This is a genomic window from Nocardioides eburneiflavus (assembly GCF_004785795.1).
Lineage (GTDB): Bacteria > Actinomycetota > Actinomycetes > Propionibacteriales > Nocardioidaceae > Nocardioides > Nocardioides eburneiflavus.
On record NZ_SRRO01000001.1, the window covers coordinates 3,189,563 to 3,212,153 of the forward strand.

Sequence of the window (22,591 nt, forward strand, 5' to 3'; positions counted from 1 at the left end):
TCTGACTGGTCACAGTGCTGCGTCCCACCTGCCGGCGAAAGGGTCCACCGGGCTGCGTCCCACCGGCTCCGCCTCCCCGAACAGAACAGCGAGGACCGCTTCTACGCTGGACGGTGTCGGTGTGTAGGCGTTGATCGCGGTGCGGATCATCGGCACGTCCTGGAGCAGGTAGGGGTCGGCGATCGACACGAGCGCCGTCGGCAGGCTTGCCACGTGGCGGGGAGCGTCGAGCCCCTGCCACGGAGTCCAAGCGATCCTGATCGAGTTGCTGTTGCCAATGTGGCGGACGTTCGCGAAGTAGAGACAGACGTCGTAGGTCTCGTGCAATCGTTCTGCTGCGGGGATGTCGCTCCCATTGGACGGCACCCGCGAGACGTCCACCTGCAGGCCACGAGCCTCCAGACCCTCGACGAACTGAGGCGCGAAGGGTCCACTGGGATCGTAGAAGGTCGGCTCGTCGCCCAGCACGATCACCAAGGCACGCCGATGTCGCGAAGGATCCAGCGGCAGAAGCCGCTGGGTGTCCTTCACCAGGGTGATGGAACGGCGCGCGATGTCGTCGCGGAGCTCGGCGTCGCGCAGCTCAGCCTCGTGGGGCGTGAAGTCCGCCGCCCGGCGGACTTCGGACCGCGACGCAGGGCGATGAAGTCCGAGAGAGGCCTTCGTGGCCAGGACGCGACGAACCGCGTCGTCGAGGCGATCGGGACTGATCACTCCCGAGTGGACCGCTCGCAGGAGGATCTGGAAGTCCCCGTTCACCGTCACGCTGCCCAGCATCATGTCGACTCCGGCAGCGACCGCGGCCGGAAAGCCGACGTCGCGGGGGCGTACCGCCGTGAAGCCGGTCATCGCGGAGTTGTCGGAGACGATCATGCCGTTGAATCCGAGCTCCCCACGCAGGACGTCTCCCAGGAGCTCTGGTGCCAGGGTCGCGGGTTGGATGTGCTCGGGCGCGATGCCGGGGAGCAGCTCGCGTGTGAGTGCTGGCTGTCGGATGTGGGCGGCCATGATCGTGCGCGCGCCGGCCTCGATGGCGGTGCGGTACGCGGCGCCGAACGTCGCACGCCAGCGGGGCGCGTCGAGATCGTTGTTGGTGGTGACCAGATGCTGATCGCGATCGTCGACCCCGTCGCCGGGGAAGTGTTTGGGTGAGGTGGCGATCAGCTGTGACTCCAGCTCGCGTATGTACGCGGCGCCGAGCAGAGCCACTGTGTCCGGGTCCTCCCCGAACGTCCTTGTGTTGGTGATCGGGTTGCCAGGGTTCATCGCGATGTCGATGACCGGCGCGAACGCCCAGTTGATACCCACTTGGTGGGCGATCCTGGCGCAGTGCCGGGCCAGAGTCACCGCGTCGCGCACATCTCCGGTGGCGGCGATCTGCATCGGGTGTGCAAAGGCCTCGGTGTCGAGCAGGAAGTTGACCGACCCGGACTCGAGGTTGGCTGCGACGAGCATCGGAATCGGACTGAGCCGTTGGAGCTCGGCGACGTCGCGCGTTGCCTGGGCGCTGGATCGTGGCAGTACGAGCACGCCTCCCGGGAAGATCCCGTGACCGGCGAGCTCGGTCCACCACAGCGGAACGTCATCGGTGCGCAGGTACAAGCACAGGAGCTGCCCGACCTTCTCCTCGGTGGAGAGCGAGCTCACGGTGTCCTCAACCCAGGCGCAATCGGCCGGGGCGAGGTGGAAGGGGCGGGCAGTCAGGTCGAGGGAGCTGATGGTGGACCTCATCTGGGTCAAAGGATGGCAAGTGGGTTGACGGGTGATCCGGAGGCTCCGGGCAGGTGCAACGGAGCGACCACGGACAAGAACTCGTAGCGACCAACGTCGGCGCAGGCCGAGGCCACGTCGCTCATGTCGGCCATGTCGACGAGGGGCACCCGGAGACTGTTGAGGAGGAGCGCGTGCCAGGGGACCGGCATGCCGTCGACTTCAGAGGGCACCGAGTCCAGCCCGTGGTCGGTGATCACCAGGGCAGGGCGGACTTCGGCCAGCCATTCTGCACACGCGAGGCTCAGCCCGGGAGCCGGCACTGCGCCCAGCACGTCGTCTGCGGAGCGCGGGTGTTCCCGGCCGAATCGCAACCACAGAGTGTCCCCGGGAGTGAGCTCCACGGACTGTGACGACAACGTGGTCTCGATGTCGTCCGGGGTCACGACCCATCCACCTGGAACGGCCAGACCTCCGGTCGCACGCGGGATGTCCAGGAGCACGCCGCGGCCCACGATGCCACCGATGTGGGCCTCGATGCCGGACGTGCCTCCAGGCCCCGAAGCGTCGATGTATGCGAAGTGGTGCAACGCATCCAGGTGAGTCATCGATGGCGATCCATGGATGTCCAGCTCGATGCGGTCGTTGACCGCGTGCCAGCCGTCGCCGGCATCGTGCCACTGCCGCAGCCGGTAGGGCGCTCCCGGCCCCTCGCTCTCTGCGTCACCTGCCGGTGGTGGCGCCCCCGCCGTCACGACCTGCCCCGTACGCACCAATGCAGCTGCACGGACGAGTGCGGCGGCTGCGGCAGCGGGGGCGGATGGCGTTCCCCGCCCCGCTGCCAGCCGCGCGTGCAGGTCCATGAACGATGCGTGGTCCATCCGGGTCTGCACCGGTCGGGGCATCAGGATCTCCTCAGCGGACGGAGTAGGTCGGCAGGGTCGGCTTGGGTGCGCCGCCCCTGCCGGCTCGGTACTCGGTTCAGCATTCGGCCCTGTAGAGATACTGCTCGGATGCGGGATCGTCCACGTTCTCTGCGGTGAGGACCGAGTTTTCGATCTCTTCGGCATCGGAGGGAGTGACAGGCGCCTTCTCCGTGTTCTCCGTCAGGTAGTCCACGAGGGCCTCGATCGATCGAGCCCCGATCTCGGTGGGGTTCTGTGCGATCAACGCGCTGATTGTCCCGTCGCGCAGCGCGTCGACCTCTCCCGGTACGGCGTCGAACGCGATGAGGGCCACGTCTCCTGCCTTGCCTGCTTGCTTGATGGCTGCTGCGGCACCCAGCCCGTCCGGGCCGTCCGCCGCGATGATCAGCTTCAGGTCCGCGTGGGCGAGCAATAGCGAGGACACAGTGGTCGTGGCCTTGTTGACGTCAAAGCCGCTGTACTCGGTCGGAAGCGCCTCGAGGTCCGGGCGAGCCTCCTCCATGGCGTCGACGAATGGCTGCGTGCGCTGCTCGAGCGGAGGGATGCCCGGTGCCCCACCGAGGAACACCATGGTGCCCGGTCCGTCCGGAACAAGGTCCTTCACGTCTTCGACGAGGGGTGCCGTGTCGGTGCCGCTGGAGATCGCCTTGTACTCGCTGGGCGGCTCCGTCGCCGTCTGGGTCACGACAGGCACACCTTTGCCCATCAGGGTCTTGTACTGGGCGATGAACTGGTTGTTGTTGAACGGGCTGACCAGGATCCCGTCCGGAGAGCTCAACTGCGCAGCCTGGAAGTTGGAGGCCATCGTCGCAGCGTCGGTCGACGTGGAGTTGTAGGTCTTCAGATCCACCCCGAGTTCCTCGGCCTTGGCTTCCGCGCCACAGGAGATGGTCGCCCAGAAGGGATCCGACGTGTTCGGCAGCACGGCGGCGAGCGAGATGTCCTCGGTCGCGGCGCGCGACGAGTCAGCCGCGACCGGGTCGTCGCTCGAGCACGAAGCGGTTGTCAGGGCGACTGCGGCCGCAGCGATCATCGCCGCGGTGCGCCGGGGGGAACGGTTGCACTTCACGAGCTTCTCCTTGTGTGGTGGGGCGGGCTACATCTCGCGTCAGGACCCGGATTTCCTGCGGCGGACGGTTGTCACGCGGTCGAGCAGCACGGCGAGCACCAGCACGGTGCCGACAGCGATGAGTTGCCAATAGGCAGAGACCCCGAGGATGACGAGACCCGACTGAAGGATCACCGCGAGCGCGGCGCCCCAGATGGTGCCGGTGATGGAGATGTGGCCGCCCTCGAGCAGGGTGCCGCCGATGACGGCGGCCGTCACCGCTCCCAGGGCATCATTGGCATGGCCATTGATCGCCGTCGCACCGAAGCGCGACAGGTCAATGAAGCCCGCCAAGCCGGCGAGCGCTCCGCCGAGAACGGCGAGCGAGAGCAGGTAGCGGCGGGTGCGGATGCCGGCGCGTTCGGCCGCAGTGCGCTCGGAGCCGATGGCGCGCACGCGCATGCCGTAGCGGGTGTAGCGAATGGTGCCCCACAAGATGCTCGCGATGACGAGAGCCACCAGAGCCGGGATGGGGATCGGTCCGATGGAGCGGAGACCGAATTCGGTCTGGAGGGCGACGGGTAGCCCTCCGAGGTCCGTGCCTCCACTGAGCAACAGCGCCAGGCCGGTGCCGATCCCCATCGTTCCGAGCGTCGCGATCAGTGAGTTGATCTGTCCGTAGGCGATGAGGAGGCCGTTGACCAGGCCGAACGCCACGCCTCCACACACGGCAGCAACCAGGCCGACGATGATCGCAGTGGCGGGGGAGCCGTACGACGACGCATCGCCAGGGACGGCCTGGAACATGTGCATGGCCGACGCTCCGACGACCGATGAAAAGACCAGGTTGGCGCCCAAGGACAAGTCGAAGATCCCCGCGCCCAGCATCATGGCGAGCCCGAGCGCCAGGAGCAGGGTCTGGGACATGCCGAGCAGGAGCGCCTGCGCGTTTGCGACCGACCAGAAGACGTGCCCGGCCGAGAGCGCTGTGAACACGGCTACGAGAGCAAGGTCGAGCAGCAGGATCCATGCACCGCGTGTCTTGAGCCAGGTCAGCCAGAATGGCGCAGAGGGTCGGCCCCGGTCGTCGGCCTGAGGTGCGGTGTCAGACCTCGTCGAGGCGGTCACGCAGCACCACCCTCCCGATAGCCGACCATCGTCGCGACGAGCTCGGGAACTGTCAGGTCGCTAGAGGGTGCCTCGAGGACCGACTCACCACGCCAAAGGACGGTGATCGTGTCGGCGGCTTCGAGAATGCGAGGCAGGTCGTGCGAGATGACGAGCACGCCGAGTCCGCGCGCCGCGACGGTACGCATCAGCTCGGCGATGATCTCCGATTGCCGAGCTCCCAACGCCGCTGTCGGCTCATCGAGCAGGATCGCGGTGGTTGCCCACATCACGGCCCGCGCCACAGCGACGGCCTGGCGCTGTCCGCCCGAAAGCTCACGGACAGCGACCGTGAGGGACGGCAAGTTGATGGAAAGTTCCGCCAATGCGTTGGCGGCGCGTTCAGTCATCTCGCGCCGGGACATGATTCCCAATCCGCGGCTGGCGAGCTCGTGTCCGAGGAACATGTTGTCGACGACAGAGAGCTGGGGCGCCAGGGCGAGGTCTTGGTGAACTGCCTCCAGCCCCATGGCCTGCGCGTCACGGATTCCCTGCAGCCGAACCTGCTTGTCGCCAATGATCACGTGACCGCTGTCTGGGCGGTTGATTCCGAGCAAGGTCTTCATCAGCGTCGACTTGCCGGCGCCGTTGTCACCCACGAGGGCGACCACCGAACCTGCGGGGACGGTGACGTTGGCGTTGCGCAGAGCCTCGACGTGACCGAACCGCTTGGCGAGTCCACGACAACCAATGACACAGCTGACTTCAGTCACGACGGACCTACTACTGACTCCGACATGCGGTTCCTCCATCTCGGCCCTGCTCGACACTTCACCCAGAGCGGTCACTGGGTGTCTGTCCTGCGAGCACGTGTGACGACGATAACACCAAAACTAACGTTGGTGTAGGTTTTCGTTCTCCGCCTCCACTTTTGCTGCGACCACCGGCAGCGGTGTGACTAGGATCGGGCGGTGGCACCACAGAGATCGCGCCAGTACGCACCCGGAATTGCACGGCGGGCCGCGATCATGGAGTCGGCCTTCACGGCCTTCGGGACTATCGGCTACTGGAACACCACGTTGGCGCAGATCGCGCAGGACTGCGGCGTGACAAGGGCCGGTCTCCTACACCACTTCCCCACCAAGGAGTCGCTGCTCGAAGCCGTCCTGGCGCGGCGTGATGAGGTGAACCGCGACCTGATCTTCGGCGGCAGCCAAGACCCTCGCCGAAACCCGCGCGACTTCCTTGGCAAGCTGATTCGTCTCGTGGAGCACAACGCCTCGCAGCCAGGAATCGTGAGCCTGTTCGCCGTCCTCGGCGCCGAGGCCACTCACCCCGACCACCCTGCACACGCCTACTTTGCCGGGCGATACGAGTCGGTTCGCTCCTGGATCGGCGAGGCGCTCCGTCTTCTCGACCAGGAAGGTGGGTTGCGCCCCGGCAGCGACCCGACCGCGGCGGCCATAGAGCTCACTGCGCTGCTCGATGGCCTCCAAGTGCAGTGGCTCTACCGTCCGGACGCAATCGACATGCCCGCCTTGTTCCGCCAACGCATCAATGCACAACTGGTCGTACCTCTTGATCCGGCCGAGCTCCATGTGACCCCGGTAGCAGGCAGCGCTACGAGTGCGGAGTGACCACACGCTGTGTGTCAGGCGCGCCGGTGGCGCTGACGATGCCCAAACGCTCGGATCCGCATCCAGGCATGGTGACGCCACGTCCTTCCCGGGTCCCCTGTCCAGGAGCAGAGGCAATCGAGCTGACTCGGATCCGACATGTCAGTACATCCTGTTCGGGTGTTGGGAGTGGACCCTGCATCAGCTCGCGCGTCGCGACTCGGTCAGCAACTCAGCCATGCGCAGGCCGATCAGCACGCAAGCCGGCATGGTCGGCACTGCGACGATCCGCGGCATGATCGTGCTGTCCGCGATGCGGAGATTGTTCACACCATTGACCCTCAGCTCCGCGTCGACCACAGCGCGGTCGTCCTTGCCCATCCGGCAGGCGCCGGAGGAGTGGAAGTAGGTCGTCGCGCCGTTGCGGACGAAGTTGGCCAGCTCCGCGCCGACCAGCGTCTTGCCCGGCGCCACCTCGCGCACCACGTGCGGCTTCATCGCCGCCGTGGCGGCCACCGACCGGGCGATCTCGATGCTTCGCTCCAGTGCGGCCACGTCATCTGGGTGGCTCAGGAACTTCATGTCGACCACCGGTCGCTTGCCCGGGTTGGCGGACGCCAGCCTGACGGTGCCCCTGCTCTTCGGGGCGACGAGTCCCGCACACAGCGCCCAGGTGTTGGGCGGTGGTGCGTACTGCGCGGCGATGACCTCGCTCGCGTAGGGGATCTCGATCTGCACCAGGCTGACGTCGGGCAGCTCGAATGAGGGGTCGGTCTTGTAGTAGCCGGAGACGTTGGCGGCACTGTTGCGGGGCTGGATCGGCGCGGGTGACTCGTAGAGACACCCGCCGTGCAGGATGTGGTCCTGGACGTTCTCGCCGACCTCGGGCGCGTGCACCTCGACGTTGATGTTGTGGTCGCGCAGGTGCGCAGCCTTGCCGATGCCGCTCAGCATCAGAAGCTTCGGGGTGTTGAAGCCACCCGTCGAGAGGATCACCTCCCCTCGCGCGCGGAAGACGCGCTTGCGCCCGTTGCGTACGCACTCCACCCCGACTGCGGTCTTGCCGCGCAGAAGGACCTTGTTGACCTGGGTGTTCGCGAGCACGGTCACGTTGTCCCGCTTCAGGACGGGGTAGAGGAAGGCGCGTGCCATGCTCTGGCGCCTTCCGTCCTTGATGATCTGGTTCATGTAGCCGAAACCGTTGCCGGTGACCTCGCGCTCGCCGTTGAGGTCCTCGAGGACCGGGAGCCCGACCTCACGCATGCCGTCGAGTGCTGCGGTGGCCAGCGGCAGCGGGTCTGCCGAGGGCTGCACCCAGACGGGACCGCCCGTGCCGCGGTACTTCTTGTTCGGCTTACCCTGCCAGTCCTCAGCCCCCTTGAGCAGCTCGAGCCCATGCCTGTAGCCCCAGCGCTTGTCGCCACTCTCCTCGGCCCAGTGGTCGAGGTCGGCCTTGAACGGTCGCGCCCAGATGGTGGCGTTGATACTGCTGCCACCTCCGATCACCCTGCCGGTGTGCTCAGGGATCGCACGGTTGTTGACGCCGGGGCTGGGGATCGCGACGTCGCCCCAGTCGCGCTCGGTGCCCAGGTTGGTGAACCACAGGCCGGGGTTGTTCACAGACTCCGCCTTGTCCCAGCCGCCGGCCTCGATGAGGAGGATCTGGGCCGACGGGTCCCGCTTGGCCAGGGTGCCGACCAGGGCGCAGCCGGCACTGCCGGCACCGACGACTACATAGTCGTAGGCGCGCTTGAGTGCTCGTGTGTTCCTGTCCTGGGTGATGCGGGCCTGGTCGAGGTCGTCGGCGAGGGCCTGTGCCGACGTGCTCGACACCAGTCCGGTAGCGACGGCGCCGGCAATGAAGGCACGCCTGTTGATGCGCCCGGTGATCAGGGAGCGCTCGAGTCGGTCGAGCTGGTCGTCGTTGTCCATGGGGGTCCGTTCGTGTGCATGGCGTCAGCGCGGCGCCGTTCAGTTGTGGGGGGTGCCCGAGGCAGGCTCGGGCAGGTCCAACCTGGCGTCCGGCGGAGAGACCTCCGCCGGACGCCCGGCTGAGCGGGCTCGAGGTGGTGGTGCTCAGATCGGGTACTGCTGGTCCGACGGCTCGACCGTGATCCACTTGAGCTCGGTGAACTCGTTGATGACCGCACGACCGTCGAAGCGGCCGTAGCCGCTGTTCTTCATGCCGCCGTAGGGAGCCTGGGCCTCGTTCTGGACCGTGGCGCCGTTGACGTGGACGTGGCCGGCGTCGATCTGCATGGCGACGTTCAGTGCCCGGTGGGTGTCGCGCCCGAAGACGGCCGCGGCGAGGCCGTACTCGGTGTCGTTGGCCACTCGCACGGCCTCCTCGACGCCGGACACCCGCACGATCGTGGTGATGGGGCCGAAGGTCTCCTGGTCGTAGATCTTCATCGTCGGCGTCACGTGGTCGACGATCGTGGCTGCCATCGCAGCACCGTCTGCCGGTCCGCCCGCCACCAGGTCGGCGCCCTGCGCGAGGGCGTCCTCGATCATGTCGTTGATCCGGTCGCCGCTGGCGGGCGTGACCATCGGCCCGACGACGCAGCCCGGGTTGGTGAGCGGGTCGTCGGCACCCAGCTCCGATGCGCGTGCAGCGAACTTGGACACGAACTCGTCGGCGACCGACTCGTCGACGACGAACCGCTCGGTCGACATGCAGATCTGGCCCTGGAAGAGGAAGGAACCGAACACGGCGGCGTTGACCGCGCCGTCGATGTCGGCGTCGTCAAGGACGACGAGGGGGGCCTTGCCGCCGAGCTCGAGCAGGCAGGGCTTGAGCTGCGCCGCGGACTTCTGCGCGATGATGCGCCCGACCCGCGTCGAGCCCGTGAAGTTGATGCGACGAACGGACGGGTGGGCAATGATCGCGTCCACGACGCCGTCGGCGTCCTCCGCGGAGGTGGTGATGAAGTTGAGGACACCGGCCGGGAGCCCCGCCTCATGGAAGACCTCGGCGATGAGCTGGTGGGAGCGAGGGCTCAGCTCCGAACCGCGGAACACGACCGTGTTGCCGCACACGATCGGGTAGGCGAGCGAGCGAGCGGCGAGGACGCCGGCGCCGTTCCACGGAGCCATGCTGAAGACCACGCCGACCGGGACCCGGACCGTCATCGACAGCGTGCCGGGCTTGTCGGTGGGGATGGTTTCGCCCTGGATCTGGGTGGCGAGGCCGGCCGCTTCACGGAGCAGGTTGGAGGTGAGGAACCCGTTGAAGCCGGCCCAGAGGGGAGCGGCGCCGACCTCTTGGCCCATGGCCTCGATCAGCTCGGGTGTGCGCTGGTCCATGAAGTCGGCGGCCTTAAGCAGGATGGCCCGCCGCTCGCTCGGGCCCGTCTTCGACCACGAGGCGAAGGCGGCGGCTGCTGAGTCCACAGCCGCGACGGCGTCGGAGACGTCTGCCGCCGCTGCACGCGTGACGAGGCCTCCACTGAGCGGATGGTTGCGCTCGAACGTCCGTCCGTCGGTGGCGTCCTGTGGCTTGTTGTCGATGATGAGCTGGGTCTGCACGGGTGCCCCTAGAAGTCTGTGGAGGGTGGTGTGACGATCACCATAATGCAACATTCTGAGTCCGCATAGACCCAAAATGTTGCTTATTGATCGGCGATGGACGCCGGGTAACGCGAGCAATCCCACCGGTTCGCCCTGTGCGACTCTCGGCGATTCAAGGAAAGGTCGGCGTGACCTAGCGCAACATTTCACAGACGGCCACCACGAAAATGTTGCGGTACTGCGGGGAGATCCCTACGGTGGACCGCATGAGCCGTCGCGTCGCAGTCGTCGGAGGTGGACCTGGAGGTCTCTTCCTGGCCACTCTCCTCCGCCGTGCCCGATCGGATGTCGACGTGACGCTCTTCGAGCGCAACCAGAGCACGGACGCGTTCGGCTTCGGCGTCGTCTTCTCGGATGCGACCCTGCGCAAGATCGACGAGGCGGACCCGGTGCTGCGCGACGCCCTCACTGCGCACGGTCGCCACTGGGACCGCATCGACGTGTGGAGCGAGGGCGAGCGACACGGGTTCTCGGGGAACGGGATGGCCGCGATCCACCGCCGCGTGCTCCTCAAGCTGCTTCAGGAGAACGCTGCTCGCGCGGGGGTCGACCTCCGGTTCGGGCGGGTCGCGCCACCCCTCGACGAGCTGAGCCGCGACTTCGACGTGGTCGTGGGCGCCGACGGCACGAACTCCGTAGTCCGCGAACACCTCGGCGAGGTCGGGCACACCGTCGACACCGCGACGGCCAAGTTCATCTGGTTCGGCACGACCCACCTGTTCGATGGCCTCACCTTCGTCCACCGTGCGTCGGAGCACGGCAACTTCGCGGTTCACGGCTATCCGATCAGCGACGACCTCTCCACCTTCATCGTCGAGACGGACGAACGCACGTGGCGGGCGGCCGGCCTGGACGCATTCGACGTGTCCCAGCCCCCCGGGGTGTCGGACACGACGTCGCAGGACTACCTCGAGAAGCTCTTCGCCGAGGACATCGGGGGAGCCTCGCTCGTCGCGAACAACTCCCGATGGGGCAACTTCCGCACGAGACGCACCCAGCGTTGGTACCGCGGCAACGTCGTGATGCTGGGAGATGCCGTGCACACCGCTCACTTCTCCGTCGGCTCCGGCACCAAGATGGCCATGGAGGACGCCGTCGCTCTCGCGGAGCAGATCACGGCTGCATGGCGCGGTGACGACGACCTCGAGACCGCTCTGGAGCAATATCAGGAAGAGCGGGCGAGGTCCGTCGCCAAGATCCAGGACGCCGCTCGACCGAGCCTGGCCTGGTGGGAGCGCTTCGGGCGCTACCAGCGTGAGCTGGACCCCTTGACGTTCAGCTTCCACTTCTTCTCGCGAAGCATCGGTGTCGCCAAGATCGCCCAGCGGGACGCGCAGCTCGTCGCAGACGTCCGCGCAGGTTGGCTCGCTCACCACGGCCAGCCCGCGCTGCAGGCGACGGTTCCCCTGCCGGAGGGGAACGCGGGGACGCTCGAGACGGTGCTTCTCCCCGCCGGTCGCGACGGCGAGCTCGCGCTGGTGCGTGACCGACGAGGTACGCAGCTGCGGCTCGTGCCGTCCGGATCCGACGCAGCCGCCAGCACCTCGGCGTACGACGTGCCGCTGGTCCGGGCGCCGGACGACGAGAAAGGCCTCGCGGCGTCGGTCGATGCGCTGCCGTCGGCGGGCCTCGTCGCCATCACCGGGGACGACGAGCTGACGAAGGTCCTGCTGAGTGAGGAGGCTCGCTGGGGCCGCGGACTCACCGTCGTCCTGGTGGGGTCGTACGACGCGGACGCCGCTGAGACTTTGCTGCTGTCGGCGCGCGCCGACGTGGTGGTCATGGCCGACCTTGAGGACGCGAGATGACTGACGTGGGCCTCCGGCCGCGCGACCGGGGCGGGCTCGGCTCCCTCTTCGAACCGAGGGGAGTGGTGGTGATCGGCGCCTCGACCGATCCGGACAAGCTGGGCGGCGCGATGGCCGCCAGCCTCGCCGGCCTGGGCCTGCCCGTGGCACTGGTCAACAGCCGCGGTGGCGGCGGGATGTTCACCTCCGTGCGCGAGGCCGCAGACGGGTCGCCGGTCCCGCTCGACCTGGCGGTCCTCTGCGTCCCTGCGGCCGCGTGCGCGGCGGTGCTCGAGGAGTGCGCGGACGCACGAGTCGGCGCGGCCCTGATCTGCGCGGGGGGATTCGCGGAGGCAGGCGGTGACGGCGTCGAGCACGAGCGGCGGCTGCGCGAGGCCGCCTCGTCGACCGGCATCCGCCTGCTGGGCCCCAACACCTCCGGCTTCTTCGTGCCAGCCTCGGGACTGCGCGCGAGCTTCGTACCGGGAGTCGCCCACCTGACGGCGGGCTCGGTGGCGGTCGTCGCGGCGAGCGGGGGACTCAACCATGCCCTCGCCTTCGCGCTGCAGCGACAGGACGTGGGCGTGAGCCTCGGCGTCGGGATCGGTGCCGGCATCGACGTCACGGCCGTCGACGTCCTCGAGCACCTGGCGGAGGACGACCGCACGACTGCGATCGCCCTGCACATCGAGACCGTCAGCGACGGACCGGCGCTGCTCGCGGCTGTCGCGAAGGTCTCTGCCACCAAGCCCGTCGTGGCACTGGTGGTGGGCGAGCACGACATCGGTGAGTTCGCCCGGTCCCACACGGGTGCACTCGCGACGTCGTGGCGCAGCACCCGGTCCCTGCTACGGCAAGCCGGAGCGGTGGTCGTCGACGACGAGGACGCGCTCGTGACGGCAGCTGCCACGCTGGCCGCCGTTCGGCTCGAGCCGCAGAGTGACCCCGGGGCGGCACTGGTGACTGGCCAGGCCGGCCCAGGTCTGCTGGTGGTGGATGCCCTGCACGGCGGCGACGTCCGCGTGCCCGACCTCTCCGACAAGACCCGAGCGCGGCTCGGCGAGCTGCTGCCTCCCATGACCTACCAGGCCAACCCGGTCGACACGGGGCGCCCCGGACCGGCTCACGCCGACGTGATCGGGGCGGTCGCAGCCGACGCAGCCATCGCAGTCATCGGCGTCTACGGGCTCACCGAGCCTGTGATCGACCTGCCTCGCGTCGTCGCGTCTGCCGACCTGAATGGGAAGGCCGTCGTCGTCGGTCTCGACGGTCCGGCCGAGGAGGTGTCCGACGGACGCCGGACGGCGCGCAGCCTGGGCGTGCCGCTCGTGGTGGGACCCCGTGCGCTGTCCACCGCCCTGGTCGCACTGGTCGAGGACGCACGGCTGGCCTCGGCGCGCCGTGACGCGACCATCGCGGGCGCCCACGGCGCGGCGGGGATCGTCGCCGACGGAGTGGGGTGGACCGAGGCGCAGGCCAAGGACCTCCTGGACGACCTGGGCATCCCCACCCCGAGCCGAGCCGTGTGCACGACCTCGGAGGAGGGACAGGCTGCTCTCGCCCGCATCGACGGGCCGGTCGCGGTCAAGATCTCCGACGCCTCCGTCGCGCACAAGAGCGACCGCGGAGGTGTGCATCTCGCTGTCACCACCGCGCACGCGATGACCACGGCGGTGGACGCGCTCCGGTCGATCGGAGCCGTCGAGTTCCTGGTCGAGGCGATGGCACCTGCCGGCATCGACCTCGTCGTCGGCGCCCGCAGGGACCCGGTCTTCGGACCTGTCGTCCTGGTGGGTGTCGGCGGTGTCGCCACCGAGGTCTACGCCGATGTGGCCATCGCGTCCGTGCCGACGTCCCTGCCGAGGCTCACCGCACTCCCCGGGCAACTGGCCGCGCATGCACTGCTCGATGGCTTCCGAGGCGGGCCCACGGTCGACCGGGAGGCCCTCGCCCGCGTCCTCGAGGCGCTGGGTGACCTCCTGGTGGCCAACCCGCACCTGGACGAGATCGAGATCAATCCCCTCCGCGCACATGCGCGTGGCTTGGTGGCGCTCGACGCCGTCATCGTGAGCAGCCACCAGCCGGACGAGATGGCCGACGAGCAGAGGAAGACGCATGAGTGACCCCACCAGCATGGGGACGGTTCCCTGGCCCCCCGAGTTCGCCGATCTCTACCGGGCCCGTGGCTACTGGGAGGACACGGCCATCGGCGACGTCGTCCGGGCCGTGGCCGACGATCACCCCGAGCGGGTGGCCGTGGTCGACGGCAGCATGCGTCTGAGCTACCGCGACCTCGTGGATCGCGCCGATGCTGCGGCCGTCCGCCTGCGCGAGCTCGGCCTCGAGCCCGACGACCGGATCCTTGTCCAGCTGCCCAACGGCTGGGAGTTCATCGTCCTGACGCTGGCGTGCTTCCGTTCGGGCGTCATCCCTGTGATGGCCCTGCCCGCGCACCGCCGCCACGAGCTCTCCCACCTCGCCGGGGTCTCGCAGGCGCGTGCCATCGCCGTGCCGCGAACGCTCCGCGACTTCGACCACGAGGCCCTCGCTCTCGAGCTCGTCGAGGAGCTGCCGGACCTCACGCTGGTGCTGAGCCTGGACCGTGACCGGCCAGCGGATGGCGAGCGCGTGATCGACCTCGCCGGCCTGCTCGCAGGGCCGGCCGATGCAGCCGAGGCGCGCCAGGCCGCCGACGGAATGCGGCCCGACCCTGACGCGCCCGCGTGCTTCCTCATCTCCGGCGGCACCACCGGTCTGCCGAAGCTCATCACCCGCACCCACAACGACTACGTGTGCAACGTACGTGCGACGTCCGCCACCGCCGAGTTCGACGCCGACGACGTCTACCTCGGCACCCTCCCGGTGAGCCACAACTTCCCGCTGGGCTGTCCGGGCGTCCTGGGCGCGCTCTTCGTGGGCGCCAAGGTGGTGATGCTTCCATCGCCGGAGCCGGTGCGTGCCTTCGCCACGATCGAGGCCGAAGGGGTCACGGTCGCGGCCGCCGTTCCCGCGGTTGCCCAGCGGTGGCTCGACCACCAGGAGGAGGTGGGCGGCGCCCAGCTGGCATCTTTGCGCCTTCTGCAGGTGGGGGGTTCCCGGTTGCCCGACGAGCATGCTGCCCGCGTCCGGCCGGTCCTGGGGGCGACCCTGCAGCAGGTCTTCGGCATGGCCGAGGGCCTCATCAACACGACGCGGGTCGACGACCCGGACGAGGCGATCATCGGCACGCAGGGACGCCCGGTGCACGAGGCCGATGAGGTGCGGGTCCTCGACCCGCTCGGCAAGGACGTCCCCGACGGGACCCCCGGAGCGATCTACACCCGTGGCCCCTACACGCCCCGCGGCTACTACAACGCCGCCGATCACAACACCCGTGCATTCACAGAGGACGGTTGGTACGGCAGCGGCGACATCGTCGTACGGCGACCGGACGGCAACCTGATCGTCCACGGGCGGGACAAGGACATGATCAACCGCGGCGGCGAGAAGATCTCCGCCGAGGAGATCGAGGACCTGATGTATCGCCTCGGCAGTCTTGAGCTCGTCGCTGCGGTGGCCATGCCCGATGCGGTCCTCGGTGAGCGCCTGTGCGTGTACGTCGTACCCAAGCCGGGACGGACTGCGCCCAGCGTCGAGGAGGTGCGCGAGGCCTTCGACGAGCGCGGCGTCGCCGCCTACAAGTTCCCCGAGCGCGTGGAGGTCGTGGCGGACCTGCCGATGACGAAGGTGGGCAAGATCAACAAGAAGGCACTTCGCGAGGACATCGCGACGCGACTCGACTCATCGACAGTGAGGAGCTGAGATGACGACCGATACCGGCACCGACGCAGGAACGGACACCACGTCCGAGCACAACGAGGACCTCGTGGCCGGAGCAGTCGTGCCTCCACCACCGACCGTCGAGGAGCAGCAGCAGATCGATCGCCTCTACGGCGACTTCGACAGCGAGCACATGGTGCCGCTGTGGACCCAGATCGGCGAACTGATGCCGCTGACCCCCAAGCCCACAGCAGTGCCGCACGTGTGGCAGTGGAAGACCCTGCTGCCACTGGCCGAACGAGCCGGTGGCCTGATCCCGGTGGGACGTGGGGGAGAGCGTCGCGCCATCGCGTTGGCCAACCCGGGCCTGGGCGGTCAGCCGTACGCGACGCCCACCCTGTGGGCCGCCATCCAGTACCTCGGCGGGCACGAGGTGGCTCCCGAGCACCGCCACAGCCAGAACGCCTTCCGTTTCGTGGTCGAGGGCGAGGGCGTCTGGACCGTCGTGGACGGCGACCCGGTAGCGATGCGACGCGGTGACTTCCTTCTGACGCCCGGGTGGCGGTTCCACGGCCACCACAACGAGACGGACCACCCGATGGCGTGGATCGACGGCTTGGACATCCCCTTCGTCCACTACACCGACACGACCTTCTTCGAGTTCGGCAGCGACCGGGTGACCGACGAGTCGACACCGGACATCTCGCGCTCGGAGCAGCTTTGGTGCCACCCGGGGCTGCGCCCGGTGTCGCACCTGCAGGACACGGTGTCCTCGCCGATCGGCGCGTACCGCTGGGAGCACACGGACCGCGCGCTCGACGACCAGCTGGCCCTGGAGAAGGCCGGCTATCCGGCCACCGTCGAGCTCGGCCACGCCGCCGTCCGCTACGTGAACCCGACCACCGGCGGCGACGTGATGCCCACGATCCGCGCAGAGTTCCACAGGCTGGAGCACGAGGTGGTCACCCGTTCCCGGCGCGAGGCCGGTTCGAGCGTCTACCAGGTCTTCGAAGGCACCGGCACCTTCGTGCTCGACGGCACCGAGCACACGGTCGAGAAGGGCGACATGGTCGTGGTGCCGTCGTGGACCCCGTTCAGCATCGCCGCCGACGCCGGCCTTGACCTCTTTCGTTTCGGCGACCACCCCATCATCGAGAGGCTCTCGCTCAACCGCATCCAGGAGGACGACGCATGAGGCTCGTGACTTTCCGACGAGCCGAGGGTGGCACCGCCGTCGGCAGGATCGAGGGCGAGGGAGCTGCCGACGACCAGGTCGTCGAGCTGCAGCTCCCCGACGCGAGTGACGTGGGGCAGCTCCTCGGCCAGCCCGGGTGGCGCGGAGTGGCCGAGCAGGCCGAGGGCAAGCGGCACCGATTGGGCGACCTCGACCTGGCGCCAGTCGTGCCGAGCCCCAGCAAGGTGATCTGCGTCGGGCTCAACTACCGCGCGCACATCCTCGAGATGGGCCGCGACCTCCCGGACTTCCCGACCTTGTTCGCGAAGTTCCCCGAGACGCTCACCGGACCTCACGACGACATCCCGGCACCGCCGGAGGACGTCGCGCTCGACTGGGAGGCCGAGCTCACGGTAGTGATCGGCACGCAGTGCCGCCGCGTGTCCGAGAGCGAGGCGGGCGACCACATCGCCGGTTACACCGTGGCCAACGACATCTCGATGCGCTCATGGCAGTTCCGCACCAAGGAGTGGCTGCAGGGCAAGATGTGGGAGGCCTCCACACCGGTCGGGCCGGCGCTGGTCACCGCGGACGAGTGGAAGCCCGGCCCGGACGTCTCCACCGCGGTCAACGGCGAGCAGATGCAGGCTGCCACCACGGGTGACCTGCTGTTCGGACCGGAGGCCCTCGTCTCCTACATCTCCACGATGATCACGCTCAACCCCGGCGACCTCATCCTCACCGGCACCCCCGGCGGAGTGGGCCGCGCCAGGACTCCCGAGCGCTATCTCGTCGACGGTGACCTCGTCGAGACCTCGATCGACGGCCTCGGGACATTGACCAACCGGGTGGTGGCCGAGCGGCCGCAGTCGGCCTGATGGTCGCTCGTGAGGTGCTGTCGACCGATCCGCAGGTGCTCCGCGACCTGGCCACGGCGCGGCTGGGGACGGCGTACTTCCGCCGCCAGCTGGTCAAGGTGAGGGACCAGGACTTCGCCGCGCCCAGCCTGCTGCCGGGCTGGTCGCGCAACCAGCTCGTCTCCCACGTGGGCTACAACGCGCGTGCAGTCGCGCGTCTGGTGACGTGGGCGGCGACGGGTGTCGAAACCCCCATGTACGACTCATCGCAAGCACGCGCCGACGAGATCGAGGTGGGGGCGACCCTCCGCCCTGATGCCCTCCGGAGCCTGTGCGAGCACTCGGCCATCGACCTCGACGTCCGGTGGCGAGACCTCCCCGACGACCGCTGGTCGGTGACCGTCGTGACCGCACAGGGCCGCGAGGTCCCCGCTTCGGAGACGCTATGGATGCGGTCACGGGAGGTGTGGCTCCATGCCGTCGACCTGGACGTCGGTGGTCGGTTCGAGGACATTCCCGCTCCCGTGCTCCACCGACTCCTGTCCGACGTGGCCGGCATGTGGGAGAAGCGAGGTGAGCTCGCGGGTTTCACTCTGGGCGTGGAGGCGGGTCGATCCGGTCGCCAGGTGACGTACGGCGACGCGGAGACTGCCGCGGCTTCGGTTGCCGGGCCCCTCTCTCACCTGGTCGGGTGGGCGACCGGTCGCACCAGTCCGGGCCACACGTCCCTGGAGTGGCGACGAGGACAACCGGTCGAGGCGCCGCGATGGCTGTGACCGACGGCGTCACGCGAGCCCGGGTCCCCGCTTCGACGCGAGCAGTTGGGCATCATGGGCGCATGCCCGTGAAACCCCGCAGCCTCGTGCTCGACATGTTCGGCGAGTACCTGCGCTACATCGGGCCGGAGGTCCGGCTGACTCAGGTGACCAACCTGCTGAGCGAGTTCGATGTCACTCCGGCCTCGGTGCGGGTGACGATGTCGCGACTGAAGAACGAGGAGTGGTTCACCTCCCGCCGTGAGGGTCGCGAGACCGTCTACACCCTGACGCAGACGATGGTCGACGTCCTCGACGAGGGCCGGGCGCGCATCTTCGCACCGCCGGCCCGGCCGTGGACGGGGGACTGGACCATGGTCATCTACCAGATGTCCGAGGCAGAGCGGGTCGAGCGCAACCAGCTCCGCAAGACCCTGGCCTGGCACGGGTTCGGACCTCTGACCACATCGACCTGGCTGGCGCCGGGCGATCGGTCGGCCGAGGCCCGTGCCTTCGTGGGAGAGGGTGTCCGAGAGCAGGTCGACATCCTGCGGTGCTCCTCCGAAGGAGTGGAGCACGACCGCGACATGGCATCGCGGTGCTGGGACCTCGAGGCCCTGGCCGCCGACTACGACGTCTTCGTCGCCGCCCACCAGACCCTCGCTCGGGAGGCGCCACGGCTCATCGGGGCCGAGGCGCTCATCGCCAGGACCGAGCTCATCTCGACATTCCGTCACTTTCCGTTCCGGGATCCGCGCCTCCCGCTCGAGATCCGGCCGATGCCGTGGCCCGGTGACGAGGCCCACCTGTTGTTCCGTCGGACCTACGACGTGCTGGGTGCCGCAGCGCGCGCCCACGTGAGCGACCTGGTGGGCCAGCCCGTTCCCGCTGCGGTCGAGAGCGACCCAGCCGCCTGACACTCCACCGCATCCTGGGCCGGCTCGCCGATGCCCCAGCCGACCCGGAACGGGAGACACACCATGAAGGCCATCGTCCTGGATGCCCCGGGACCTGTGGAGGCTCTGCAGCTCCGGGTGGTGCCTGACCCGGTGCCTCAGCCGGGCTGGGTGCTCATCGAGGTGCGGGCCGCGGGGGTGAACCGCTCCGAGCTCCACACGCGTCTCGGGATGGCCGAAGGCATGGTCTGGCCCCGCGTGCTCGGGCTGGAGGCCGCGGGCGTCGTGGTCGACTGCCCGGGGGGGTGAGTTCGAGGTCGGCACCCAGGTGGTGGCGATGATGGGCGGCATGGGCCGTCAGTTCGACGGCGGGTACGCCGAGCTCACGTGCGTGCCCGTAAGACAGGTCATCCCGTTCACCAGCTCCCTGCCCTGGTCCGTGCTCGGCGCGGTGCCGGAGATGCTGCAGACCGCCTACGGGTCGCTGACCGTGGGCCTCGACATCCAGCCGGGTCAGACGCTGCTCGTCCGTGGGGCCACCTCGAGCGTCGGTATGGCCGCAGCAGTGCTGGCGAAACGTAAGGGGCTCCAGGTCATCGGCACCACCCGCAACCCCGCCAGCGCTGATCGCCTGCAGGAGCTCGGCGTTGACCATGTGCTGGTGGACGACGGTCCGCTGGCCCGTGCCGTCCGCGAGATCGTGCCGGACGGCGTCGACGCCGCCCTCGACCTGGTGGGGACGCCGACCCTGATGGACTGCCTGCACGCGACGCGTGTGCACGGCGTGGTGTGCATGTCCGGCATGCTCTCGAACCAGTGGACCCTTCCTGACTTCTACCCGACTGGCGACATCCCCAGCGGGGTACGGCTCACGGGCTACACCGGCGACGCCACAGACCTTCCGGCTGCGGTGCTCCAGCGCTTCCTCGATGACGTAGCCGCTGGCACGGCCACGGTGCCCATCGGGAAGGTCCTCGACCTCGACGAGGTCCAGGAGGCGCACAGGATCATGGAGGCCGGCACAGCCGGCGGCAAGATCGTGATGGTCACGGCGTCGGGGAGGTCCTCATGATCGACCCGCAGATGGTCCATGCTTGGTCGACTGAGCCGGGACAGTTGTGCCGAGGCCGTCTCCGTGCCCGAGCCGCTGCGGCTGCTGCACTGGCGTGGGCCACGCTGCGTCGGGCGACGAACACAAAGAGGGACGACCCACGTCCCCCACTGTGACCGGCGCCACCGAGAGGCTGGAGACGTCGCGAGCCGGCGACGCCGAGGCCTGGGGCGACCCAGCCCCGCAGGGCGGTGGCAGTTTGGCGCTCGTCAACGGGCGTCGGTCGGGCCAGGTCTGCACGGCTGCCGGGCCCATACGCGCACGAAGGAATTAGTCACGCAGGACGCGTCGGGTCGCGTTTCCCGCTCGGGAGCTCGGACTCAGCGGTCGAGCTCGCCATATTGCGGGCACTACGAGGAGGACGGCTGCGAGGGCCACGATCGTTGCGGAGTCCCGGCGGAACGGGGCATCACCGTGGATTCTCCCAGCGAATGTGAAATGACGGCAAGCGTGCAGCTGTCGAGGAACCGGAGGGTGCCATACACATCAGCGAAGCGACCGCTCGGCTAGAATCAATTGATGCTCTCTGGCCGATCCAAATCGGTTCTGTTCAGGTAGATAGCGACAGTAATCCGTGCCATCGGTGCGAATCGTAGGCGTCGTCCTGCCAATATCCGTCAGTGAGCCGTCGCCGTGCAGGACCCAATTTCCGTCGTCGGTGATCACCGAGCCGACGGCCAGATCAACTAGGCCGTCTCCGGTTGCGAGCGCCGATCGGTCTGTATGGCCGGCAATCATCAATAGCCCAGCATTCGATAACACCGTCTCACTAAAGGATCCCTGCAGCCTCAGGATGGCGCCCTCCTCGATACAGACGTCGCCGAGTACAGCGCCTTGGACGAGCAGTTCCACCCCGGTCCTGACCGTTACGCCCGCCGAGAGCACTCCACGGATCGTCACGTCAGCGTCAACTGCATCAAAGTGGGAGCTGAAGTCACCCTGTAGAACAGTCACGTCCGACCTCCTATCGGTCAAAGACAGGTCTGATGCTGTGCGCAGCGGCGTAGACCTCTTCGCTGGTCGCAAGCATCTCATGGTCCATCGGCGAACGAGCGGATCGGTGCCGCCATGGCTTCCGAATCGGTCAGGAAGGCGTCCTGGGCGAGACCGTGGTCGGCCTCAACGTTCGACGGGGCCCCCCGCCGCACAGCCTCGGACGCCCAGTTCCGCAGCCCTCGTGTGGAATGAGAAGTCTCCGGCGCCGACTGTCGCCTCGACCCGCAGTACGTCCAGTGCGGAGTTGATATCGATGATGTTTCCGGCCGAGTCGAGCCGCTCCCAGTAGCAGTCGGCCACGTCCTCAACAAAGTCCGTGCCGGGCTGTACCCCTTGGTTAACGACCGACTCGAGCACTCGTGAGGCGAGAAGCGACGGCGGCCGGTTCACGCGGGCGACGAGGCTTCTCGTGCTTGATGACCTCAGAGGTTTCCGCCCATCGAGGAGGGTGTCCTCGTGGACAACACACCGGACCTTCAACGGATCTGCTGGTGACAGCTGAAACGTAGGCACCTGCTGTCAAGGGCAGGTTGAGGCGCCCGTCCCACTGAGGTGGGGCGGGCGCCTCGTGCTTCGTCGGGTGTGGCGGCTGGTCAGCGTGTCGTTGGCGACGCAGGGTCAGAGCGGATCGCGTGTCTAGGGTCGAGCGTCGCGCCGATCGCTGGTGTGGCTCTCGTGCTGCTCATAGCTGTGTCGCGGGTCGCTCCTCGCGCTGCTGCCAGCGCCTGGGTCGACAAAGCGATCAGGGATCGTTCCTCATTCTTCGAGCACGGCCAGCGACCAGCCGGCCAGCTGATATGTAGGCACCTGCTGTCAAGGGCAGGCTGAGCCGGGCGTCCCACTGAGGTGGGGCGGGCGCCTCGTGCTTTGTCGGGTGTGGCGGCTGGTCAGCGTGTCGTTGGCGACGCACGGTCAGGCTGATATGCGGCGTGGTCGTCGCGATTGCGGCCTCCCGGGGCGCGTACCCCCGGCGTACCCCGGACGTGCAAGTCGTGCGTTTGCAGGCCTCGCTGGCGTTGCATCCCAGGCGTTCAGCGGAGGTGGACGATAAGCCTGGGGCCATTCGAAGTGAGACGGGTGGGGAACCCCAGGGCTCGTCGGCTCGCGTAGACCTGGGTGACCCCAAGCGTGCCCCGCGCGTGCCCCGCCACGCCTTCGTGCAGGCGACGAACTCACTTCGGCGAGGTGTGCGCGCGGTCGCGCGACGGTGATCGCCCGCGGCGCTGTCCTCGCCATAGGTGAATGAAAGAACTGGCACTCACCTGGAGGCACAGCATGT

Annotated in this window: 18 protein-coding genes; 10 read left to right on the forward strand and 8 right to left on the reverse strand. The window is 68.2% G+C overall.

From position 1 onward, the window contains the following. Window positions 1–9: 9 nt before the first annotated feature. The 5 genes from EXE59_RS15045 to EXE59_RS15065 all read right to left on the reverse strand — a co-directional run bounded on the left by EXE59_RS15045 (window position 10) and on the right by EXE59_RS15065 (window position 5,564). Window positions 10–1,731, reverse strand: a complete 1,722-nt coding sequence (locus EXE59_RS15045; protein WP_135839632.1) for a glycoside hydrolase family 3 protein — start codon at window positions 1,729–1,731, stop codon at window positions 10–12. Window positions 1,732–1,736: 5 nt separating this feature from the next. Beyond that, window positions 1,737–2,615, reverse strand: coding sequence for a cyclase family protein (locus EXE59_RS15050; RefSeq protein WP_168218538.1), 879 nt, complete (start codon window positions 2,613–2,615; stop codon window positions 1,737–1,739). A 76-nt stretch (window positions 2,616–2,691) separates the two neighbouring features. Continuing rightward, window positions 2,692–3,705 (reverse strand): substrate-binding domain-containing protein, encoded by a 1,014-nt coding sequence (locus tag EXE59_RS15055; protein WP_135839634.1) that lies wholly within the window; start codon window positions 3,703–3,705, stop codon window positions 2,692–2,694. 39 nt (window positions 3,706–3,744) lie between these two features. Further along, window positions 3,745–4,812 carry an ABC transporter permease gene (locus tag EXE59_RS15060; RefSeq protein WP_135839635.1) on the reverse strand — a complete coding sequence of 356 codons (1,068 nt, stop codon included), beginning with the start codon at window positions 4,810–4,812 and terminating at the stop codon, window positions 3,745–3,747. Beyond that, window positions 4,809–5,564, reverse strand: coding sequence for an ATP-binding cassette domain-containing protein (locus EXE59_RS15065; RefSeq protein WP_168218539.1), 756 nt, complete (start codon window positions 5,562–5,564; stop codon window positions 4,809–4,811). Before EXE59_RS15065 ends, EXE59_RS15060 begins: the two co-directional genes overlap by 4 nt. Before the next feature lie 198 nt (window positions 5,565–5,762). Between EXE59_RS15065 and EXE59_RS15070 the strand changes: the two genes are divergently transcribed. Continuing rightward, a complete protein-coding gene (locus tag EXE59_RS15070; protein WP_135839637.1) occupies window positions 5,763–6,428 on the forward strand; it encodes a TetR/AcrR family transcriptional regulator in 666 nt (221 codons plus the stop codon). 180 nt (window positions 6,429–6,608) lie between these two features. Here EXE59_RS15070 and EXE59_RS15075 read toward each other — a convergent pair whose 3' ends face one another. Then, window positions 6,609–8,339 carry a GMC family oxidoreductase gene (locus tag EXE59_RS15075; protein WP_135839638.1) on the reverse strand — a complete coding sequence of 577 codons (1,731 nt, stop codon included), beginning with the start codon at window positions 8,337–8,339 and terminating at the stop codon, window positions 6,609–6,611. Window positions 8,340–8,483: 144 nt separating this feature from the next. Next, window positions 8,484–9,935, reverse strand: a complete 1,452-nt coding sequence (locus EXE59_RS15080) for an aldehyde dehydrogenase (protein WP_135839639.1) — start codon at window positions 9,933–9,935, stop codon at window positions 8,484–8,486. Between the two features lie 248 nt (window positions 9,936–10,183). Between EXE59_RS15080 and EXE59_RS15085 the strand changes: the two genes are divergently transcribed. The 9 genes from EXE59_RS15085 to EXE59_RS24200 all read left to right on the forward strand — a co-directional run bounded on the left by EXE59_RS15085 (window position 10,184) and on the right by EXE59_RS24200 (window position 20,277). Continuing rightward, window positions 10,184–11,785: an FAD-dependent monooxygenase gene (locus EXE59_RS15085; RefSeq protein WP_135839640.1), complete on the forward strand. Its 1,602-nt coding sequence runs from the start codon at window positions 10,184–10,186 to the stop codon at window positions 11,783–11,785. Continuing rightward, on the forward strand, window positions 11,782–13,887 hold the full coding sequence (locus EXE59_RS15090; RefSeq protein WP_135839641.1) for an acetate--CoA ligase family protein: 2,106 nt from the start codon (window positions 11,782–11,784) through the stop codon (window positions 13,885–13,887). Before EXE59_RS15085 ends, EXE59_RS15090 begins: the two co-directional genes overlap by 4 nt. After that, window positions 13,880–15,565, forward strand: a complete 1,686-nt coding sequence (locus EXE59_RS15095; protein ID WP_135839642.1) for a (2,3-dihydroxybenzoyl)adenylate synthase — start codon at window positions 13,880–13,882, stop codon at window positions 15,563–15,565. The genes EXE59_RS15090 and EXE59_RS15095 overlap by 8 nt, the downstream gene beginning before the upstream one ends. 1 nt (window position 15,566) lies before the next feature. Continuing rightward, window positions 15,567–16,718 carry a cupin domain-containing protein gene (locus tag EXE59_RS15100; RefSeq protein ID WP_135839643.1) on the forward strand — a complete coding sequence of 384 codons (1,152 nt, stop codon included), beginning with the start codon at window positions 15,567–15,569 and terminating at the stop codon, window positions 16,716–16,718. After that, window positions 16,715–17,575, forward strand: a complete 861-nt coding sequence (locus tag EXE59_RS15105; RefSeq protein WP_135839644.1) for a fumarylacetoacetate hydrolase family protein — start codon at window positions 16,715–16,717, stop codon at window positions 17,573–17,575. The genes EXE59_RS15100 and EXE59_RS15105 overlap by 4 nt, the downstream gene beginning before the upstream one ends. Beyond that, the gene (locus EXE59_RS15110) at window positions 17,575–18,330 is read left to right on the forward strand and encodes a maleylpyruvate isomerase family mycothiol-dependent enzyme (RefSeq protein ID WP_135839645.1); all 756 of its coding nucleotides are present in this window, start codon (window positions 17,575–17,577) and stop codon (window positions 18,328–18,330) included. Before EXE59_RS15105 ends, EXE59_RS15110 begins: the two co-directional genes overlap by 1 nt. A 62-nt stretch (window positions 18,331–18,392) precedes the next feature. Beyond that, on the forward strand, window positions 18,393–19,226 hold the full coding sequence (locus tag EXE59_RS15115) for a PaaX family transcriptional regulator (RefSeq protein WP_135839646.1): 834 nt from the start codon (window positions 18,393–18,395) through the stop codon (window positions 19,224–19,226). A 63-nt stretch (window positions 19,227–19,289) separates the two neighbouring features. Then, window positions 19,290–19,514: an alcohol dehydrogenase catalytic domain-containing protein gene (locus tag EXE59_RS24195; RefSeq protein ID WP_210429017.1), complete on the forward strand. Its 225-nt coding sequence runs from the start codon at window positions 19,290–19,292 to the stop codon at window positions 19,512–19,514. A 40-nt stretch (window positions 19,515–19,554) separates the two neighbouring features. Then, window positions 19,555–20,277 (forward strand): zinc-binding dehydrogenase, encoded by a 723-nt coding sequence (locus tag EXE59_RS24200; protein ID WP_246056813.1) that lies wholly within the window; start codon window positions 19,555–19,557, stop codon window positions 20,275–20,277. Window positions 20,278–20,802: 525 nt separating this feature from the next. On the opposite strand, the gene EXE59_RS15125 is transcribed toward EXE59_RS24200, so the two are convergent. Continuing rightward, a complete protein-coding gene (locus tag EXE59_RS15125; protein ID WP_135839647.1) occupies window positions 20,803–21,270 on the reverse strand; it encodes a hypothetical protein in 468 nt (155 codons plus the stop codon). Window positions 21,271–22,591 lie beyond the last annotated feature (1,321 nt).